19 protein-coding genes are annotated in these 18,216 nt (G+C 69.2%); 12 read left to right on the plus strand and 7 right to left on the minus strand.

Annotated features, from left to right (window positions below):
* The first annotated feature begins 3 nt into the window (after window positions 1-3).
* From BA895_RS22190 to pknB, 5 genes are read left to right on the plus strand one after another with little or no spacing between them, the layout of a single operon-like run.
* Window positions 4-1,521: a PP2C family serine/threonine-protein phosphatase gene (locus tag BA895_RS22190; RefSeq protein WP_070194076.1), complete on the plus strand. Its 1,518-nt coding sequence runs from the start codon at window positions 4-6 to the stop codon at window positions 1,519-1,521.
* Complete coding sequence (locus BA895_RS22195; RefSeq protein ID WP_070194077.1) at window positions 1,518-2,912, plus strand: FtsW/RodA/SpoVE family cell cycle protein; 1,395 nt, start codon at window positions 1,518-1,520, stop codon at window positions 2,910-2,912. Before BA895_RS22190 ends, BA895_RS22195 begins: the two co-directional genes overlap by 4 nt.
* Window positions 2,909-4,363, plus strand: coding sequence for a penicillin-binding protein 2 (locus tag BA895_RS22200; RefSeq protein WP_070194078.1), 1,455 nt, complete (start codon window positions 2,909-2,911; stop codon window positions 4,361-4,363). Before BA895_RS22195 ends, BA895_RS22200 begins: the two co-directional genes overlap by 4 nt.
* A complete protein-coding gene (locus BA895_RS24760; RefSeq protein WP_256388470.1) occupies window positions 4,360-4,482 on the plus strand; it encodes a hypothetical protein in 123 nt (40 codons plus the stop codon). Before BA895_RS22200 ends, BA895_RS24760 begins: the two co-directional genes overlap by 4 nt.
* Window positions 4,479-6,323, plus strand: coding sequence for a Stk1 family PASTA domain-containing Ser/Thr kinase (gene pknB / locus BA895_RS22205; RefSeq protein ID WP_070194079.1), 1,845 nt, complete (start codon window positions 4,479-4,481; stop codon window positions 6,321-6,323). The genes BA895_RS24760 and pknB overlap by 4 nt, the downstream gene beginning before the upstream one ends.
* Window positions 6,324-6,398: 75 nt before the next feature.
* Here pknB and BA895_RS22210 read toward each other — a convergent pair whose 3' ends face one another.
* Together BA895_RS22210 and BA895_RS22215 are read right to left on the minus strand one after the other, a co-directional pair.
* On the minus strand, window positions 6,399-7,058 hold the full coding sequence (locus tag BA895_RS22210) for an aminodeoxychorismate/anthranilate synthase component II (RefSeq protein WP_070194080.1): 660 nt from the start codon (window positions 7,056-7,058) through the stop codon (window positions 6,399-6,401).
* Window positions 7,059-7,105: 47 nt separating this feature from the next.
* The gene (locus BA895_RS22215; protein WP_070194081.1) at window positions 7,106-7,879 is read right to left on the minus strand and encodes a DUF881 domain-containing protein; all 774 of its coding nucleotides are present in this window, start codon (window positions 7,877-7,879) and stop codon (window positions 7,106-7,108) included.
* A gap of 228 nt (window positions 7,880-8,107) precedes the next feature.
* Between BA895_RS22215 and BA895_RS22220 the strand changes: the two genes are divergently transcribed.
* Together BA895_RS22220 and BA895_RS22225 are read left to right on the plus strand one after the other, a co-directional pair.
* Window positions 8,108-8,359, plus strand: coding sequence for a cell division protein CrgA (locus BA895_RS22220; protein ID WP_070194082.1), 252 nt, complete (start codon window positions 8,108-8,110; stop codon window positions 8,357-8,359).
* A 59-nt stretch (window positions 8,360-8,418) separates the two neighbouring features.
* On the plus strand, window positions 8,419-8,805 hold the full coding sequence (locus tag BA895_RS22225) for an SMI1/KNR4 family protein (protein WP_175442418.1): 387 nt from the start codon (window positions 8,419-8,421) through the stop codon (window positions 8,803-8,805).
* Between the two features lie 34 nt (window positions 8,806-8,839).
* Here the strand turns inward: BA895_RS22225 and BA895_RS22230 are convergent, their stop codons facing one another.
* The 4 genes from BA895_RS22230 to BA895_RS22240 all read right to left on the minus strand — a co-directional run bounded on the left by BA895_RS22230 (window position 8,840) and on the right by BA895_RS22240 (window position 12,016).
* A complete protein-coding gene (locus tag BA895_RS22230) occupies window positions 8,840-9,889 on the minus strand; it encodes a S66 peptidase family protein (RefSeq protein WP_070194084.1) in 1,050 nt (349 codons plus the stop codon).
* A gap of 235 nt (window positions 9,890-10,124) precedes the next feature.
* On the minus strand, window positions 10,125-10,295 hold the full coding sequence (locus BA895_RS24090; protein WP_175442419.1) for a hypothetical protein: 171 nt from the start codon (window positions 10,293-10,295) through the stop codon (window positions 10,125-10,127).
* Window positions 10,296-10,510: 215 nt separating this feature from the next.
* A complete protein-coding gene (locus BA895_RS22235) occupies window positions 10,511-11,458 on the minus strand; it encodes a rhomboid family intramembrane serine protease (RefSeq protein ID WP_254666614.1) in 948 nt (315 codons plus the stop codon).
* A gap of 39 nt (window positions 11,459-11,497) precedes the next feature.
* Complete coding sequence (locus tag BA895_RS22240; protein WP_070194086.1) at window positions 11,498-12,016, minus strand: peptidylprolyl isomerase; 519 nt, start codon at window positions 12,014-12,016, stop codon at window positions 11,498-11,500.
* A 248-nt stretch (window positions 12,017-12,264) separates the two neighbouring features.
* Between BA895_RS22240 and BA895_RS22245 the strand changes: the two genes are divergently transcribed.
* Window positions 12,265-12,777: an antitoxin gene (locus BA895_RS22245; RefSeq protein ID WP_175442420.1), complete on the plus strand. Its 513-nt coding sequence runs from the start codon at window positions 12,265-12,267 to the stop codon at window positions 12,775-12,777.
* 100 nt (window positions 12,778-12,877) lie between these two features.
* Window positions 12,878-14,062: a hypothetical protein gene (locus BA895_RS22250; protein WP_070194088.1), complete on the plus strand. Its 1,185-nt coding sequence runs from the start codon at window positions 12,878-12,880 to the stop codon at window positions 14,060-14,062.
* A 321-nt stretch (window positions 14,063-14,383) separates the two neighbouring features.
* Here BA895_RS22250 and BA895_RS22255 read toward each other — a convergent pair whose 3' ends face one another.
* Complete coding sequence (locus BA895_RS22255) at window positions 14,384-14,581, minus strand: hypothetical protein (RefSeq protein ID WP_070194089.1); 198 nt, start codon at window positions 14,579-14,581, stop codon at window positions 14,384-14,386.
* Window positions 14,582-14,689: 108 nt separating this feature from the next.
* On the opposite strand from BA895_RS22255, the gene BA895_RS22260 reads away from it, so the two are divergent.
* From BA895_RS22260 to BA895_RS22270, 3 genes are all read left to right on the plus strand, one after another.
* Window positions 14,690-16,027 (plus strand): carboxypeptidase-like regulatory domain-containing protein, encoded by a 1,338-nt coding sequence (locus BA895_RS22260; RefSeq protein WP_070194090.1) that lies wholly within the window; start codon window positions 14,690-14,692, stop codon window positions 16,025-16,027.
* Window positions 16,028-16,163: 136 nt separating this feature from the next.
* Window positions 16,164-16,586, plus strand: coding sequence for a very short patch repair endonuclease (locus tag BA895_RS22265; RefSeq protein ID WP_217493974.1), 423 nt, complete (start codon window positions 16,164-16,166; stop codon window positions 16,584-16,586).
* 189 nt (window positions 16,587-16,775) lie between these two features.
* Window positions 16,776-18,197, plus strand: coding sequence for a DNA cytosine methyltransferase (locus BA895_RS22270; RefSeq protein ID WP_070194092.1), 1,422 nt, complete (start codon window positions 16,776-16,778; stop codon window positions 18,195-18,197).
* Window positions 18,198-18,216: the final 19 nt, after the last annotated feature.

Genomic DNA, 18,216 nt, shown 5'->3' on the forward strand with positions numbered 1-18,216 from the left:
CCGGTGGCCATCGCCCTGCGCTACGCCGCGCGCTCCAACCTCGGGCTGGGCCCCAAGTCTCGCAACGAGGACTCCGGCTACGCCGGCCCCAACCTGCTCGTGCTCGCCGACGGGATGGGCGGCCACGCGGCGGGCGACGTCGCGAGCTCGATGATCGTCGGCGAGCTCGCCCCGCTCGACGACGAGGACGTCGGGGCCGACCAGGCGATCCCGCTGCTCGAGAGCGGCCTGCGCACCGCCAACGCGCACCTCACGGCCGCCATGCGCGAGAACCCGAAGCTGGCCGGCATGGGCAGCACGACCATCGCCGTGCTGCGCACGGGCACGAAGCTGGCCATGGCCCACATCGGCGACTCGCGAGCCTTCCTGCTGCGCGGCGACACCTTCACCCAGATCACCAAGGACCACTCGTTCGTTCAGCAGCTCGTCGACGAGGGCCGGATCACCCGGGAAGAGGCCGGCAGCCACCCCCAACGCTCGGTGGTGACCCGGGTCATGACCGGCCAGCCCGACGATGAGCCGGACACCTCACTGCGCGAGGCCAAGATCGGCGACCGCTTGCTGTTGTGCTCCGACGGGCTCTCCGACTTTGTCGGCGCCCAGGTCATCGAGGAGATCCTGCGCGAGGCGGCCGGCCCCGACGAGGCCGCCGACCGCTGCATCGAGGTGGCCCTCAAGGCCAGCACCCGCGACAACGTCACGGTCATCGTCGCCGACGTCGTCGACGCTGACGGCAACGACCTGCCCTCGACGGTTCCCGAGGTCGTCGGCGCGGCCGCCAAGCGCCTGCGGGGTCGAACCCGAGCCATCCCCACCAGCCCCGCCGAGAAGGCCGCTGCGCTCACTCGCGAGACCCGTCGCAAGCCCCCCGGTGGGGGGCGTGACGATCTCGGCGACGCTGTCGACACCGACGACGAGCATGATCGTCATGATGCCGACGGCGCCGGGGTCGAGCTCGCCGAGGAGACGCGCCGTGGCGCCGCGGCCCGCATCGCCCGCCGCACCATCGGCGGTCTCGTGGTGCTCGCCGTGCTGGGCGTCGGGGCCTACGCCGCCTGGACCTGGTCTCAGCGGCAGTTCTTCGTCGGTGTCGACAGCGGCCGGGTGGCGATCTTTCGCGGTGTCTCGCAGAGCCTCGGCCCGATCTCGCTGTCCCACGTCGAGACCCCCACGAGCGTGCTCGTCACCGACCTTCCCAGCGACCTGCAGACCTCGGTGCAGAACACCATCGCGGCCACCGACCTCGCCGACGCCCACTCCAAGGTCGACCGGCTGTGGGTCGAAGCCTTCCGCTGCCGGGTGCTCGCCGCCACCGGCACCGCCTGCGGCACGACTCCCGGGGCGCTCGTGACGCCCGTGCCCACGGTGCCGGCCAGCCCGACCACCAGCCCCACCCCCAGCACCACCTCACCCCGCAGCCTGCCGAGCACGCCGTCGACCCCGCCCGCGCGGGCTCGGGCCGGCTCCGTCAGCGGCATCCACAACCCTGCAGGTCTCGTGCAGGCGGTGGGAGCCCGGTGACGACCACCGTCGAACCGCTGAACCCCCCGACCCGGCGCGGGCTCGAGCTGGTGCTGCTCATCGTCGCGGTCGCGATCGTGCTGCTCGCCTGGGTCACGGTCGACCTCAACCGCAACGACACCGTGCCGGCCAACATCGTGCCCGTGGCCGGCGGTTTCGCCGCGCTGGCCGTGGTGATGCACCTGGTCGTGCGCTGGCGGGCCGCCTATGCCGACCCAGTGCTGCTGCCCATCGTCGTGGTGCTCAACGGGCTCGGTCTGGTGATGATCCACCGGCTCGACCTGGCCCGGGGCGAGCTGGGCGTCGACGGCGACGCCTACCGTCAGCTGATCTGGACCACCCTCGGCGTGGTGCTCGCGCTCGTGGTGATCATCGGCCTGCGCGACCACCGTCTGCTGCGGCGCTACACGTTCATCTCGTTGGCCGCCGGAATCGTGCTGTTGTTGCTGCCCCTCGTTCCGGGGCTCGGCCGAACGGTCAACGGCTCACGCATCTGGATCTCCCTCGGCCCGCTGAGCTTCCAGCCGGGCGAGTTCGCCAAGGTGGCCCTGACGATCTTCTTCGCCGGCTACCTCGTGCAGACACGCGACGTGCTCTCCCTGGCGGGCAAGAAGGTGCTCGGGTTCACCTTTCCGCGAGGACGCGACCTCGGGCCGATCCTGGTGGCCTGGGTGCTGGCCCTGCTGATCCTCGTGTTCCAGAAGGACCTCGGCTCGGCCCTGCTCTTCTTCGGCCTCTTCGTCGCCATGCTCTACGTCGCCACCGAGCGGGTCTCGTGGATCGTCATCGGTCTGCTGCTCTTCGCGGTGGCCGTCGCGTTCGCCCTCTCGGCCTTCTCGCACTTCCAGCGCCGGGTCGACCTGTGGCTCGACCCGTTCTCGGCCGACAGCCTGGCCATGTCTGACCAGCTCGCCAAGGGCCTGTGGGGCATGGCCGCCGGCGGTCTGACGGGTTCTGGACTCGGGGCCGGTCGACCCTGGCTGACGCCGTTCGCCGAGAGCGACTTCATCTTCCCGAGCCTGGCCGAGGAGATGGGCCTCATCGGCGGGGTCGGCATCATCCTGCTCTACCTGATCTTCTGCCAGCGGGGGGTCCGTACCGCCCTCGGGGTGCGTGACGGCTTCGGCAAGCTGCTGGCGATCGGGCTGTCCTTCTCGGTCGCCTTCCAGGTGTTCATCGTCATCGGCGGGGTGACCCGCGTCATCCCGCTGACCGGCCTCACGACGCCGTTCATGTCGCTCGGCGGCTCGTCGCTGCTCGCCAACTGGATGATCCTGGCCCTGCTGCTGCGCATCTCGGACCAGGCCCGCCGGCCTCTGCCCGCCGCCTCCGACAACCCCCTCGAGGATGCTGCTCCGGCCGACGTCACCCAGGTGGTGAAGCTGCGGTGAACACCCCTGTCCGGCGCCTGTCCGTGCTCATCGCCGCCCTGTTCGCCGCGCTGCTCGTGGCCTCGACCATGGTGCAGTTCGTGCAGTCGAAGAGCCTCGACGACATGGCGGCCAACAAGCGCACCCTGCTCGACAACTACTCGCGCGAGCGCGGCGCCATCGTCGTGGCCGACCAGAACATCGCCGCGTCGGTGAAGGTCGACGACCAGTACAAATGGCTGCGCACCTACCCTCAGGGCAAGCTCTACTCGCAGATCACCGGCTTCTACTCCTACGCCGTGGGCAACCCGTACGGCCTCGAGCACACCTCCGACGACCTGCTCTCGGGCGGTTCCGACAGCCTCTTCGTGCGACGGGTCACCGATCTGCTGACCGGACGGCAGACCGCGGGTGCCACGCTCGATCTGACCATCGACCCCAAGGCCCAGGCGGCGGCCGACAAGGCGCTCGGAAACAACCGCGGCGCGGTCGTGGCCCTCGACCCGCAGACGGGCGCCGTGCTCGCCATGGTGAGCCACCCGCAGTACGACCCCAACCCCATCTCCAGCCACGACCTGAAGAAGGCCGGTGCCGCCTGGAACACGCTGCGCACCGACCCCGACAAGGCCTTCCTCAACCGCAGCATCAGCGAGCTCTACCCACCCGGCTCGACCTTCAAGGTCGTCACCGCCGCCGCGGCGCTCGAGAACGGCATCGTGACCGACGAGAACAGCGTCGTGCCCGGGCCCGCCACCCTCGACCTGCCGCTCACCGACACGAACCTGCCCAACGAGACCGGCCAGCCCTGCGGGCCGAACAACCAGACCACGTTGATCCACGCCATGGAGATCTCGTGCAACACGGCGTTCGGCTCCCTCGGTCTCGACCTCGGCGGCGAGAAGCTGCGGGCCCAGGCCGCCAAGTTCGGCTTCGGCGACAGCCTGCAGGTTCCGCTGCGGGTGACGCCCAGCTCGGTGCCGGCCGACCTCAACGCGCCGCAGGCAGCGCAGTCGGCCATCGGCCAGTACGACGTGCGCACCACCCCGCTCCAGATGGCGATGGTGGCGGCCGGGATCGCCAACGGTGGCCGGGTCATGACGCCCTACCTGATCCAGTCGGTGCGCACCGCGGGCCTCGACGTGATCGAGACCGGCAAGCCGAGCGAGCTGTCGCAGGCGGTGTCATCACGAACAGCGCAGATCATCACCAAGATGATGGTGGCGGTCGTCGACAACGGCAGCGGGGCGCGCGCCCAGATCAGCGGGGTCGCGGTGGCGGGCAAGACGGGCACCGCCCAGCACGACCCGGGCAAGCCGCCGCACGCCTGGTTCATCAGTTTCGCGCCGGCGAGCGACCCCAAGGTGGCCGTGGCGGTCGTGGTCGAGGACGGCGGCGTCACCGGGAGCGAGATCGGCGGTGGGCGGGTGGCGGCGCCGATCGCCCGAGCCGTCATGGAGGCGGTGCTGAGATGATCGACCTCGCCAACGGGCCCAGGCTTCGTACCTGGGCCGGCGCACCCGGCCCGTCTCACCCGCCCGACCTGTTCTACCCCATCGAGAACGCCCCGACCGAGCAGAGGCAGAGCACGTGAGCAGCAACACCCGAATTCTCGGCGGACGCTACGAGGTCGGCGCCCTCATCGGCCGAGGCGGCATGGCCGACGTGCACCTGGGCCACGACACCCGTCTCGGACGCCAGGTCGCCATCAAGATCCTGCGCTCCGACCTGGCCCGCGACCCGAACTTCCTGACACGCTTCCGGCGCGAGGCACAGTCGGCCGCCGGGCTCAACCACCCCTCGATCGTCGCCATCTTCGACTCCGGCGAGGACGCCTTCGACAGCGACGACCCACACGGCCAGCCGTCGACCGTGCCGTACATCGTCATGGAGTACGTCGACGGGCACACCCTGCGGGAGCAGCTGAACGAGCGTGGGCCGTTCGAGCCCCTCGAGGCGATCCGGGTCACCGAGGACATCCTCGACGCTCTCGACTACAGCCACCGGATGGGCATCGTCCACCGTGACATCAAGCCCGCCAACGTCATGATCACCGCGCGCGGCGTGGTGAAGGTGATGGACTACGGCATCGCCCGGGCCATCGCCGATACCGCGGCCACGATGACCCAGACCCAGTCGGTCGTCGGCACGGCGCAGTACCTCTCGCCCGAGCAGGCTCAGGGCCAGGTGGTCGACGCGCGCTCTGACCTCTACTCGACCGGCTGCCTGCTCTTCGAGCTGCTCGCCGGTCGCCCACCCTTCACCGGTGACTCGCCCGTGGCCATCGCCTACCAGCACGTCGGAGAGGCCCCGGCCCCGCCGAGCGTCTACAACGACTCCGTCGGGGGCGACCTCGACGCCGTCACCCTGCACGCTCTGACCAAAGACCGAGAGGCGCGCTACCAGACCGCCTCCGACTTCCGGCGCGACCTCGAGAACGTGCGCCTCGGCCGGCCCGTCAGTGACGCCGCGCTCGGCACCGCAGACGCGATCGGGGCCGAGCCCACCCAGACGATCCCGGCCCCCTACGCGACCCCGGGCACCCCCACGATGGTGCAGCCGGCTGTCGTTGCCTACGACGAGGAGAGTGCGCTCGGGGTCGGCACCGAGGTGGACGAGCCGCAGAAGAAGGGTCGCGGCGGCAAGATCGCGCTCATCACCATCGCCGTGCTGGCCGTGCTCGCCCTGGCCGGCTGGGGCGTCACCGCGCTGCTGACCAACCGCACGCCCCCTCCTGCGGCCCAGGTGACGGTTCCGCAGCTGGTCGGCAAGACCGACACGGCCGCCGACCGTCTGCTCACCGCGAACCAGCTCAAGGGCAACGCGACGAACGTGGCGAGCGCCTCCGTCGCAGTCGGCCTGGTGGTGCAGCAGGGCACCCCTGCCGGCGCCAAGGTCGATGAGCAGACGACCATCGAGTACACGGTGTCGTCGGGGCCCGACACCGTCGTCGTTCCCGATGTCTCGAACCAGACTCAGGCTCAGGCTCGCAAGGCCCTCGAGGATGCCGGCTTCAAGGTCGTCGAGATCGTGCAGGAGAACACCGCCGACTTCGACAAGGACAAGGTGGTCAAGACCGACCCGGCCGCCGGGACCACGGCCAACAAGGGCGCCGACATCAAGATCCACGTGGCCACCGGCAACGTGCAGGTGCCCGACGACCTCGTCGGCGGTGACTTCTCGGTGGCGGCGGTGCGTCTGACCGATCTGAAGTTGAAGCCCACCCGCGTCGACGTGGCGTCTGACAAGCCCTCGAACCAGGTGCTCGAGGTCGCCGGCGCCGGCAAGGTCGTCAAGATCGGCTCTGCGATCGAGGTCAAGGTCGCCGCCGCACCGACCACGCCGCCGAGCACCGTGACCACGACCCAGACGATCACCCAGGCGCCGCCGCCGCCGAGCAACACGGGCACGGCGACCACGCCGCCGGCCCCCTGAGGTGAGGTGAACGGCATCCCGGATGCCGTTCAGCTCACCCCGCAACAGCGCCGCGCGTCGGCGGCACGGCCCGGGTCAGACGGCGTCGGTGACCAGGGGGCTCAGGCCGACCGACCGGGTCACGGCCTGGGTGTCACCGCACAGGGCGAGGAAGTTCGCCAGCATCCGGTGACCGCCCTCGGTGAGCACGCTCTCGGGGTGGAACTGCACCCCGTGCAGCGGCAGCTCGCGATGGCGCACCGACATGATCAGGCCCGAGTCGGTGCGGCCGGTGGCGACCAGCTCGTCCGGCAGGGTGGCCGGGTCGATGGTCAGCGAGTGGTAGCGGGTCGCCGTGAAGGGGTCGGTCAACCCCGCGAGCACGCCCGTGCCGTCGTGGTGCACGAGGGAGGTCTTGCCGTGCAGCAGCTCGGGCGCGCGGCCGACCGTGGCGCCGAACACCACCCCGAGGGCCTGGTGCCCGAGGCACACGCCGAACATGGGCTTCGAGAGCCGCGCGCACTCGCGGATGATCTCCATCGAGACCCCCGCAGCCTCCGGGGTGCCGGGGCCGGGTGAGACGAGCACCCCGTCGTAGTCGCCGGCGGCCTCGGGCGCGACGGCGTCGTTGCGCACCACCTGACAGTCAGCGCCCAGCTGCTCGAGGTAGCCGACGATCGTGTAGACGAAGCTGTCGTAGTTGTCGACGACGAGCACACGGGTGGCGGCGGTGCGGGGCTGCGGCTGGCTGGTCATGACGTCTTTCGGATCGGAGGGCTCAGGGGCGTGGGTCTCGGGGCCGGTCAGCGGATCGGCTTGGCCTCTTCGAAGTCGACCGAGCCGGAGTAGGCCGGGAACTCGAGCGTGCCGGGCGTCGTGACGTCGTAGCCGAGACCGACGGCGTCGACGTACTGACGGTAGATGCTGATGGAGGGGTCGGCGTCGAGGCTCTGCTGCATTCGCCCGGTGTCACCGATCGCCTTGATGACGAACGGCGGGGAGTAGACCCGGCCCTGCAGGATCAACGTGTTGCCGACGCACCGCACGGCGCTCGTCGAGATCACCCGTTGGTCCTGGATCATCATCGCCTCGGCCCCGGCCTCCCACAGCGCGTTGACGACGGCCTGAACGTCCTGCTGATGCACGACGATGTCATCGCCCGTGAAGTTGTCGGGGAGGGAGTCGAGAGGGCGGTCGGAGTCGTTCAGCGACACCTCGATCGCCGGGCCCGACACCTTCGTGGCTGCCGCCGGGCCGGCGAGCGCCTGGGCGCGGGCGGTCAGCTCGCGAAGCCGGGTGTCGTTAGGCGAGTTCGCGCTCGAGAGGGCGGTGACCTCCTTCTGCAGGGCGTCGAGCCGGTCGGCTCGGGCGGCGACCAGGGCGTCCCCCGCCACGATCTGCTGGGGGAGGTCGCGGTCGGCGCGCAGGTCACTGCCCTGCGCGGCCTGGAAGCTCATCGCGAACATGATGCCGGCGCCGGCCGTCACGACCGGCACGAGCACGGTCCAGAAACCGCGGCGACGACCCCGTACGCCAGCAGCGGCCGGTGCTACCGGCGCGGGCGTGTCGTCGATCATGGGTGTCGTCCTGTGGGGTTCGTGGCCTGGGCGGGCGGGCCGGTTGCGGCACGGCGTCTGCCTTGTGCCTGACCTCGTCTGACCTCATTGTGCCGTGCGCCGCCACCGCACGAGAACGAGCGGCGTGGAGGCAGGCGGATCCGGGCGTTGCGGCGACGTGCGCCCAATGCTCAGCGGCCCCGCTGCTGCGGGCTACCCTTGCAGGCAACACCGAGCAAGGAGACCGCAGTGCCCGAGTCCAAAGGCCGCGACCGCAAGGCCGTTGCGTACACCCCGCCGCGCAAGAGCAAGGCGGCCGAGCCCAACCCCAGCTGGTGGGCTCCCACCTTCGTCACGCTGCTGGTGGTCGGTCTGTTGTGGATCGTCGTCTACTACGTCTCCGAGTACAAGTATCCGATCCCGTCGATCGGCGTGTGGAACCTCGCGGTCGGCTTCGTGCTGCTCATGGGCGGCTTCATCATGACGATGCGGTGGCGCTGACCGGGTCGCCCTCAGCTTCGCGGCCCCAGAACGTCCGGGACGCGCGATGGGGCGAAGCCGTGAGCGACGAAGAGATCGCCGCAGCCGAGCAGCAGCTGGGGTTGAGGCTGCCTCCGGACTGGCGCGACTTTCTGCAGGGCGGTCCGTGGCTGCGCGAGGGCTGGCTGGCGTCGGGGCAGTTCCTGCAGTGCTACGGCCCGACTGAAGCGAGCGAGCTCATCGCGGCATGGGATCCGGGCGCCGCGCGTCATCCCGGCATCTACCTGCTGGGCGGGGATGGCAGCCGCGACCTCTACTGCGTCGATCTGCGTGACGCGAAGCCGGCGGTGCAGCTCACCGACATCACGAGCAGCGGCTGGCACGACGCCGAGCCGTTGCTGCCGTCGGTCAGTCAGTTCGTCGACGCGATCCGCGACGGGTCGCTTCGGGCGTACCCGCAGCAGTGACGACGCGGCAGCTCCCCGAGGGCAGGGGGCTGGTTCAGCGGTAGTCGGCCCAGACCGTCTGGCTCTCGCCGTCGACGGTCACCTCCCCGCCGTAGGGCAGGATCCACTGCGGGCGAGTGTGGCCGAACGGCACGCCGACACACACGACGGCCTCGCTGTTGTACCGGCCGATGGCCTCGAAGGCCATGTCACGCTGTGCGGACCGGTGCGCAGCCCGCCCGGCGGCATCCGGACGCCGCTCGAAGTTCGAGGCGGGCGGACGGGCGACCAGCACGGCCGCGACCTGCTCGAGCAGCCCTCGCTCACCGAGCGAGCGCAGGATCCACCCGAACTCCTGGGCGGGGATCACGTCTTCGCTCGTCTCGAGCAGCAGGATCGCGCCGCCCAGTACCGACGGGTCGACGGGGAACCGGCCGGCCGTGAGGATCCACTGGATCACCTCGATGCAGCCACCCCAGGTCGGCCCCGCGACGGTCTTGCGCGGCCCTGACCAGACCCAGGGCTCGGTGGGCTCGCGGTCGCCGAACTCGGTGAGGGCCGCCGGGTTCTGCCAGTCTTTTCCGAAGTCCTCTGACTCGCCGGGTTCAGTGACCTGCAGGCGTTCGCCGGTCAGCAGGCTGGCCCGCAGCGCCGCCTCGTGGCAGGGGTCGAGACCCGGGCCGGGCCCGAGCTGAACCTGGGTGGAGCCGCCGTAGAAGCCCGCGACACCGTTGGCCCACAGCCACGACAAGATGTTGGTGTTGTCGCTGTAGCCGAGGAACGGCTTCGGGTCGGCACGCACGGCCTCGGCGTCGAGGTGGGGCACCACGGTGATCTGGTCTTCGCCACCGATCGTGGCCAGCACGGCGCGGATCTCGGGGTCACCGAACGCGTTGTTGAGGTCGGCCGCGCGATCGGTCGGCGTGGCACCCACACGCCGTGTCGTGGGGTACTCCACCGGGACCAGGCCGGTGACCTGGGTCAGACGGCGCAGCGCCTGCTCGTGCACCGCGGGAGCAGCGCCCGGAGCCGCAAACGACGGGGAGAGCACGGCGACCTTGTCACCGGGCCGCGCCTTCGGGCCGTGCAGCAGATCGGGAGCCATGAGCCATCCAAACACGGCTCAGATGGCCCCGAACACGAACGCCAGCAGATCATCAGTGCACCAAGGGCCGAGAGCAGCAGACCGGCCCAGACCCGGTTGTAGCGCGACCGACATGAGCACGAGCGAGTTATGCACAGCACTGTCCACAGCTGGGGATGAATGACAGCGCTGTAACTACGTCCACAGCATTGTCCACAGGCGGTGGACAACTTTCGGTGCGGCCCGGTCAACAAGCTCAGCCGGTCGAGGGCTGGGGCAGTCCGAGCTGCTCGACGATGAGCTCGGCGGTGCGCCCTGGGACGTCGTGAGCGTTGCCGAGGCGCAGATGCCGGTACTGCGGCAACGGCCAGTCAGCGGCATCCGACGGGTCGGTGCGCAACCGCGCGGCCGACTCGAGCTCAACCACGTGCGCCTTGGCCCACTCGACGTCGCGCTTGCTGCGCTTGTGGTCGATCCGGAGCGATCAGCCGCTCGACCTCGTGGGCGTCAGCGAGGTTGTCGAAGTCCCAGGCATACACGAGTCCGGCCAGGTCGGCGACAACGGCCTCGGTCCGGCATCTTGCCGACGGCGAGCAGACCCATGATGCAGACGAGGTGCACGAGAGCCCTGGCCCCGAACCGTCAGGAGAAACTGCTCGAGTCGATGAGGCGCACGGCCTCAGGCAGGCTGAGGTACTTCGCCAACGCCACGACGACCAGCAGCGCGAGCACGCCGCCGAGGGCGGCCCAGACCAGGTGGCGCACCCCTTGGCGGCGGAAGAACACGATCGCGGCAGCACAGCCGATGCCGGTGACGAAGCCGCCCAGGTGGGCCTGCCACGAGATGCCGGGGTAGAGAAAGCCGAACGCGGCGTTGATGGCGAGCGTGAGGTACAGCGCCGACGACGACCGGCCCAGGTGGCGGTTGAGCACGAGCAGGGCGCCGAACACCCCGAAGATCGCCCCGGAGGCGCCGACGACAGCGGTCAACCACCCTTGGTCGAGGCCCTCGTTGAGGCTGGCGATGCTCGGCGAGCCGGCCAGCAGCGCCACCGACACCTGCCCGCCGACCCCACTGATCAGGTAGAGCGCCGCGAACCGGGCCTTGCCGAGCAGGGGCTCGAGGTAGGTACCGAGCGACCACAACGCGAACATGTTGATGAGCACGTGGAAGTAGGTCGACGGCGAGTGCAGGAACGCCGCGGTGATGAACCGCCACGGCTCGGTCCAGCCCAGCGCGGGCAGGAACGCGAACCGGTCGGTGATGCTCGGGTCGACCCGCTGCAGGAGGTACACCGCCACGCAGATGCCGATGATCGTGTACGTGACGATCGGGCGACCGTCGGTGACACGTCCACCGAAGATCGTTCTCGCCGTGGGGTGAGCGCGCGCCGACTCGTTGACGCAGTCGACGCACTGGATGCCGACAGCAGCCGGCCGTTGGCACTCCGGGCAGGTCGGCCGACCGCACCGCTGACACTTCACATACGCCTCGCGGTCGGGGTGCCGCGGGCACACCGAGGGCCCAGCAGGCGGCTGGTCAGCCCACGACTTCATTGGGGGCTGACCGCCGGTTCCGTTGCCAGACAAGTGAGTTCCTCGGCGACCAGTTCTGAGAGGGCGGGTAGGTCAGTCTTCGATCGTGACCGAGTTGATGACGACGTCATCGGCCGGCTTGTCGTTGGCGCCGGTCTTGACGGCGCCGATCTTGTCGACGACCTCGCGCGACGGGCCGTCGGCCACCTCGCCGAAGATCGTGTGCTTGCCCTGCAGCCACGTGGTGGCGGCGGTGGTGATGAAGAACTGCGAGCCGTTGGTGCCCTTGCCCATCCGCTTGCCGGAGTTGGCCATGGCGAGCATGTAGGGCTTGTTGAAGTCTTTGTCGGGGCTGATCTCGTCGTCGAACGAGAAGCCGGGGCCACCGAAGCCCTGGCCGATCGGGCAGCCGCCCTGGATCATGAAGTTGGGGATGATGCGGTGGAAGATCAGGCCGTCGAAGAAGGGCGTCGGGTTCGTCCGACCCGCGTCGTCCTTGTACTCCTTCTCGCCCTTGGCGAGGCCGACGAAGTTCTCGACCGTCTTCGGCGCGTGGTTCGGGAACAGTTCGACGACGACGTCGCCGTGGTTGGTGTGCAGGGTTGCCTTCATGCCCTCAATCCTCGCACGGCCGAGCCCATGGACGTGTCGCACCCGCCTGTGGCGAGGCTGTGGAGGGCCGGATGCCGCAGCAGGTGCCGGAGGGCGCTCGGCCGGGCATCGCGGCGCGCCGGCCGGCACGGTCGCGCCGTGGAACGACGAGGCTGGACCTCGCGTTGGAGCAGGAGAAGGATCAGGCCCGACGCCCGTCAGGGCGGGCTGCACGCCGCGCACTGACGCCGACAGAGACGGAGAAGTGGATGTCATTCCTGGACAAAATGAAGAAGAAGGCCGAGGAGCTCGACCTGGAGAACAAGGCCAAGCACCTGCAGGAGGCCGCGACCCACGCCGCGCACCAGGCCCGGGACAAGGCCGGCGAGCTCGCCACCGACAACCGCGACAAGATCGACAGCGCCCTCGGCAAGGCGAGCACCGCCATCGACCAGCGCACCGAGGGCAAGTACAGCGACAAGATCGCCAAGGCGAGGGACCAGATCAACAAGGGTGTCGACAAGGTGGCCGAGGGCGACCCGGCGGCCTCCGAGGGTGCTGACGGGGGGCCGGGCGAGACGGCATCCGGTAGCGGCGGGACGATGGCTGAGCCGGTGACCAGTGCCGACTCACCGACCCAGTCGGGTGTCACCCCGAGCTCGGTGAACCCGCCGGAGGTGTCGCAGCCGCAGTCGGGCCACCCGATGCCGGGCGCCGTGCCCGGAGCGGTGCCCGGCCCGCCCCCGAGCGCCCCGAAGACGCCCGAGCAGACCCAGCCGTAGGTGCAGCCGGCGCGCATCGGCGTTCTGTGTGCAGACCCCCGGTGCGCTCCGTTGCCGAACTTGACAGGATGGGTACGGACGACAGGACCTAGGAGGATTTATGTTCGGTACGAAGCAGTCCCGCACCGAAGCTGCGGCTGATCAGGTGCGCAGCACGGCGGCAGACCTGGGCGCACAGGCCAGTGATGGCCTCGACACGCTCAAGGCCTCGGCTTCAGCCGAGTCGGCACACGCCGCCGACCGGGCCAGAGAGGGCTACGAGGCGGCCCGCGAAGCCGCCGTGGCCCGTGCGAAGGACGGCTACGAAGCGGCCCGCGACGCGGCCAGCCCGAAGCTGCACGACGCCGCCGAGCAGGCTCGTGAGCGATATGCCGCGGCGCGCGAGGCCGCCGGGCCGCTCGCCCACGATGCGGCCGAGGTGGCGCGTGAGCGTTATGCCGCCGCGCGCGAGGCCGCTGGCCCGATCGCCCACGACGCAGCCGAGGTGGCCCGTGAGCGTTTACTCGCTGCACGCGCCGTGGCGAGCGAGGCGGCGCACGACGCCGCCGACCGGGTGGCGCCCAAGGTCGAAGCCGCTCAGGCCAACCTGCGCGAGAACCTGCTTCCCCGCGTCGGTGCGGCCATGACCGCTGCCGCCACCGCGTTCGCAGCCGGTGCAGAGCAGGCCAAGGAGTCGGCCGGCCCTCGGGTTGAGCAGGCCCAGAAGGTTGCTCATCTCAGCGGCGACCGTGCGAAGGACGCCTACAGCGTGCTCAAGGGTGAGGCCGTGGCCAAGCCCAAGGGTGGGGGCAAGACCAAGTGGCTGATCGGCATCGGGTTGGCCGCGGCCGCGGTCGCCGCCGTCGCCGCCTGGCGCAAGCAGCAGAGTGCCGACGACCCGTGGGCCACGCCGCTCAACGACGGCACGGCGAACCGGGTCGGTGCCACCAGCCCCTCCTCGTCGTTCAAGGACAAGGCGAGCGAGCAGGTCGACCACGCCAAGGAGGCCATCGGCGATGCCACCGACAAGGCCAAGGACAAGGCGAACGGACTCGCCGCCAAGGGCCAGTCGGCTCTGGCCGACGCCAAGGACCGATCGGGAGATCTGATGGACGACGCAACGAACAAGACCGACGACCTGATCGCCGACGCCAAGGCAAAGGCGGAAGACGCCAAGAACGATGCCGGCGAGGAAGCCGCCGGTGAGGTGACCGAGGTCGACGCCACGATGGGCACCGACGCCGGAGACGGCGACGCCGCGCCCAAGCGGGTCGGCGGCGAGTTCGGCGATCAGCAGACCAGCTGAGCCCCCGTCGACGCGGTCGCTCGCGTCGACAACCTGAGAGGGCCCGGATGCCGTATGGCATCCGGGCCCTCTCAGCGCATGAGCTGGCTCGCCCTGACAGGGGAGCAGGCCGAGCCAGCACATGCAGAAGGGCTGGGCGCGGTTCGTGCGGGCCCAACCCTTCGCTTCTTCAACTATACGCCTTCTGGGGACGCAGCGCGATACCCGGAGGGCGGACACGCGCGAGAAAATGGCTCTCGCGGTCCAAAAATCCGTACAATCTCTGCAAAATGCCCTGGATTCGAGGGTGATTCTGTCGAGATTCCCGGCGGAGCATCAGTGTTACACGAACCTCGACGGTTCAGAAGCGCGACGAAGGTCGGGTTTGGTATGGATTCGGCAAAGCCCGCCCGCGACCCGAGTCAGCACCTGACCGTCGCGCTGGCAGTCGAGGGTGGCGTCAAAGGTGGTGTCGAAGGTGACGTCGGAGGTGGTGTCGAGCGTGACGTCGTGGTCTCCCCCGACCCGGCTCAACGGCATCCGGGAAGTTTGTGAGGTGAGCTGCTTAACAGCGGGCTCGTCGCGGTGCTAGGTTTCGCCTGCTCGGCAGGGGCCGCGCCAGCAAGAGTCGAGTCAGGGGAGCTACACATGCAGGCACACGTGAGACGAATCGGACTGGCGCTGGCGGGGTTGGGGCTGGTGGGCATCGGCACGGTGTCGCCGGCGCAGGCTGCCCGGCCGACCGTCGATGCACCCACATCGGGCGCGACGGCGGCCACCTCAGCCGACGGAACCGTGACTGGCAGGGTCGTGCGCGACGGCGCGTCCACGCCGATCCGCGGCGTCTGCGTCAGCCTGATCGACGCCGCCATCCGCGATCCCTTCACCGCCTCAGGGTCGGCGTGCACCGACCAGAACGGTCGCTTCTCGGTGGTCATCTCGCCCGGTCGGTACGTTGCCGAGTTCTCTGATGCGACAGGCCGCTTCGCCACCGAATACAACGGCAACCGCACCGACGTCTCCAAAGCACCCGTGCTCGTCGTGCGCCGCAACGCCGTCACCCGAGTCGGCGCCTCGTTGGCCGTCGGTGGACAGCTCAGTGGCCGGGCGGTGGACGCCACCACCGGGATGTCGTTGGCTTCTGCCTGCGCGTACGCCTACTTCGGGCGCACCGATCGTTACGTTCGCGCGGTGAGCACCTGCTCGGACGCGTCGGGCCGGTGGTCGATCAAGGGGCTGCCCGCTGGGACCTTCACGGTGGGCGTCTTCGGCCCGGGGAGCATGCAGCCCACGTGGGCGTACGGCGCGGCGAGCCAACAGCAGGCGCACCTGTTCCCACTGTCGGGTGGTGCCAAACGGTCGATCGGCCCGGTGCGGATCGCGTCGCTGGGGAGCGTGACCGGGGTGGTGACCGACGCGAACGGTGGCCCGGTGGCGAACGCCTGGATCAACCTCGACGGGCGTTTCCCCGGTCGTGCCGGGCCGGGTGAGGGGCCGCTGTCGGCCCACACCGACGCTGCGGGCCGCTACACCGTCTCGAACGTGTCGCCCGGAAGCTACCGCCCGATCGTCTACGCCGACGACTACACCTCGTTCGCGCCCGAGTGGGCCGGCGACTCCGACACCCTCGCCGGCGCCACCCCCGTCACCGTGACGAGTGGTAGCAGCGCCGTGCTCGACCTGCAGGTGGCCGCCGGTGCTCGCCTCGCGATCAACATCGTGAACGCCGATGGCACGCCGGCCGGCCGCAACCTGGACGGCTTCATCACCCTCACCACCGGTGAGTACATCGGAGACTTCGACTACTACAACGGCTCGTCCTCCGGTTCGAACGCGCTGCCGGGCGGCAGCTTCATCCTGCGCCTCAGCGACGGCGAGACCGGTGACACCTACTGGTACGACGGAGCCACCAGCGCGGATGCCGCCGACCCGGTGACCCTCGCCCGCGGCGAGACGAAGGCCATCACCTTCCACCTGCCCAACTGATCAAGCCGGGCCAAGTTGCCCGCCGTTCCACGTCCCCCCGACTGGCGCGTCGTGGCCCGCGCAGCCGGGCACTAGTCATTTGATACAAGCTGACCGGCTCCAATCGACGTAGGTTGGGGATGTGGAAGGCAAGTGGGTGAGCACTGACCGGGGCGCTCACCTCACCGGACGGCGGAAGGCCAACACCGCGCCCGAAGTGACGCTGCGAAAGGCAGTGCACGCCGCCGGCGGCAGGTTCCGCCTCCATCGCAAGGTTGCCAAGGGCTGCACGCCCGACTTCGTGATCCCCAGCCGAGGCGTCGCGGTGTTCGTCGATGGGTGCTTCTGGCACGGCTGCCCGGAACACGGCCGCACGAAGCCGTGGACCGGGCCCAACGCGGAACTCTGGGCAGAGAAGATGCGGCGCAACTCAGATCGCGACCAGCGCTCCACGAGCCTCGCCCAGGAGCACGGATGGACGGTCGTGCGCGTCTGGGAGTGCAGCATCCGCGACGATGCCTCAGCGGTCGCCGTGGGCCTCCTCCGGCCGCGGGCGGATACAGCCCTCCGACACGCTTGACCCACGGCTGTCGGTGCCATCTGGTGCAATGCGCAGATCGACGTGACACTCGTCGAAGGTACGTGGGGGCGGACGTGCGCGTTGCCAACCAACCAGAGGACCCACGTGCAAAACGACGCCCTACCGCTTCACTTCAACCAGTCGGCGCGGGAGCTTGACGTAGCTGTCGCTTCAGCTAAGCTTGCTGGCATGGCGAAGGACTCTGCAGCGTTCAAGTACGCAGATCTCTTTGCTGGTATTGGCGGCTTCCACGCCATGCTCGACCATGCCGGCGGAAGGTGTGTCTACGTCTCTGAGATCGACCGCGAGGCGCGCCAGACCTATCTCCGCAACTGGGTAGAGCCGCTGCATCCCTCACAGCACCCGGTCGTCAACACTGACATCACGATGGCCACGCCCGAGGACGGCCCGGTCGACGTGCCGCCTCACGACGTGCTGGCGGCGGGTTTTCCCTGCCAGCCCTTTTCGAAGTCCGGCCATCAGCGAGGTATGGATGAGGCTCGGGGAACGCTCTTCTGGAACATCGCACGGATCCTTGAGGAGCGCACGCCAGCGGTCGTCCTGTTAGAGAACGTCCGGAACATCGCGGGCCCGCGCCACACACACGAGTGGGACGTCATCATCGAGACGTTGCGTGAGATCGGCTACCGGGTTTCGTCGACACCCTCGGTCTTCTCGCCGCACTTCCTGCCCCCCTCGCTGGGGGGGACGCCGCAGGTGCGCGACCGGGTCTTCATCCTGGGCACCTATGTGGGTCGAGAGCGTGCGATGAGCGAGACCGACGTTCCTCCGACCGTGGTCCGTGGCCCTGTCGATGGCTGGAACGTACACGACTGGGATGCCGATTGGATCCTTGACGACGACTCAGCTATCGCTGACTTGTCGCAGTACCGCCTGACGGCGGACGAGACGGCCTGGGTCAACGTCTGGGACGACCTGGTTCAACGGATGTGGTCTGCTCGAGGCGTCCGCCTCCCAGGCTTCCCGCTCTGGGCGGACGCTTGGATCCCCGAACGTGGCCTCGACCCGTTTGAGCTCGAAGCCCTCCCGAGATGGAAGTCGCAGATCCTCATCAAGAATGCGCGCTTCTACGATGATCACCGAGACGTCATCCGGGACTGGAAGCGCGCACATCCCAACTTCGCCTCCTTTCCCGAGTCACGTCGCAAGCTCGAATGGCAGGCGCAGGACTCTGCCTCGCTGTGGGAGACAGTGATGCACTTCCGACCCTCTGGGATCCGAGCGAAGGCGCCTACCTACCTCCCCGCTCTTGTGGCTATCACGCAGACCTCGGTTATCGGCAGCCGGCGTCGCCGTCTAACCCCACATGAGGCCGCCCGCCTGCAAGGCCTGCCACGCCACTTTTCGTTCGGCAACCAGTTGGACTCCGCTTCATACAAGCAGATCGGTAACGGGGTTGCGGTCGGAGCCGCCTGGTACGTGTTCCGCACTCACGTCGCCCAGAATTGCAACGACCTTCCGCAATCCCTGGTCCGAAGCGTGCTGCGGGCTTCCGATGGCCCCTCGGCCGACTCGGTGTCACTCGACGCGCTGGCGACGGAGTTTGCGGTCTCAAACCTGCCTGCCCTGCATATGCCCCAGACGGCTTAAACTTTGGACACCGGTGACC

The sequence above is a fragment of the Humibacillus sp. DSM 29435 genome (assembly GCF_001758225.1).
In the GTDB taxonomy this organism is placed as follows: Bacteria; Actinomycetota; Actinomycetes; order Actinomycetales; family Dermatophilaceae; genus DSM-29435.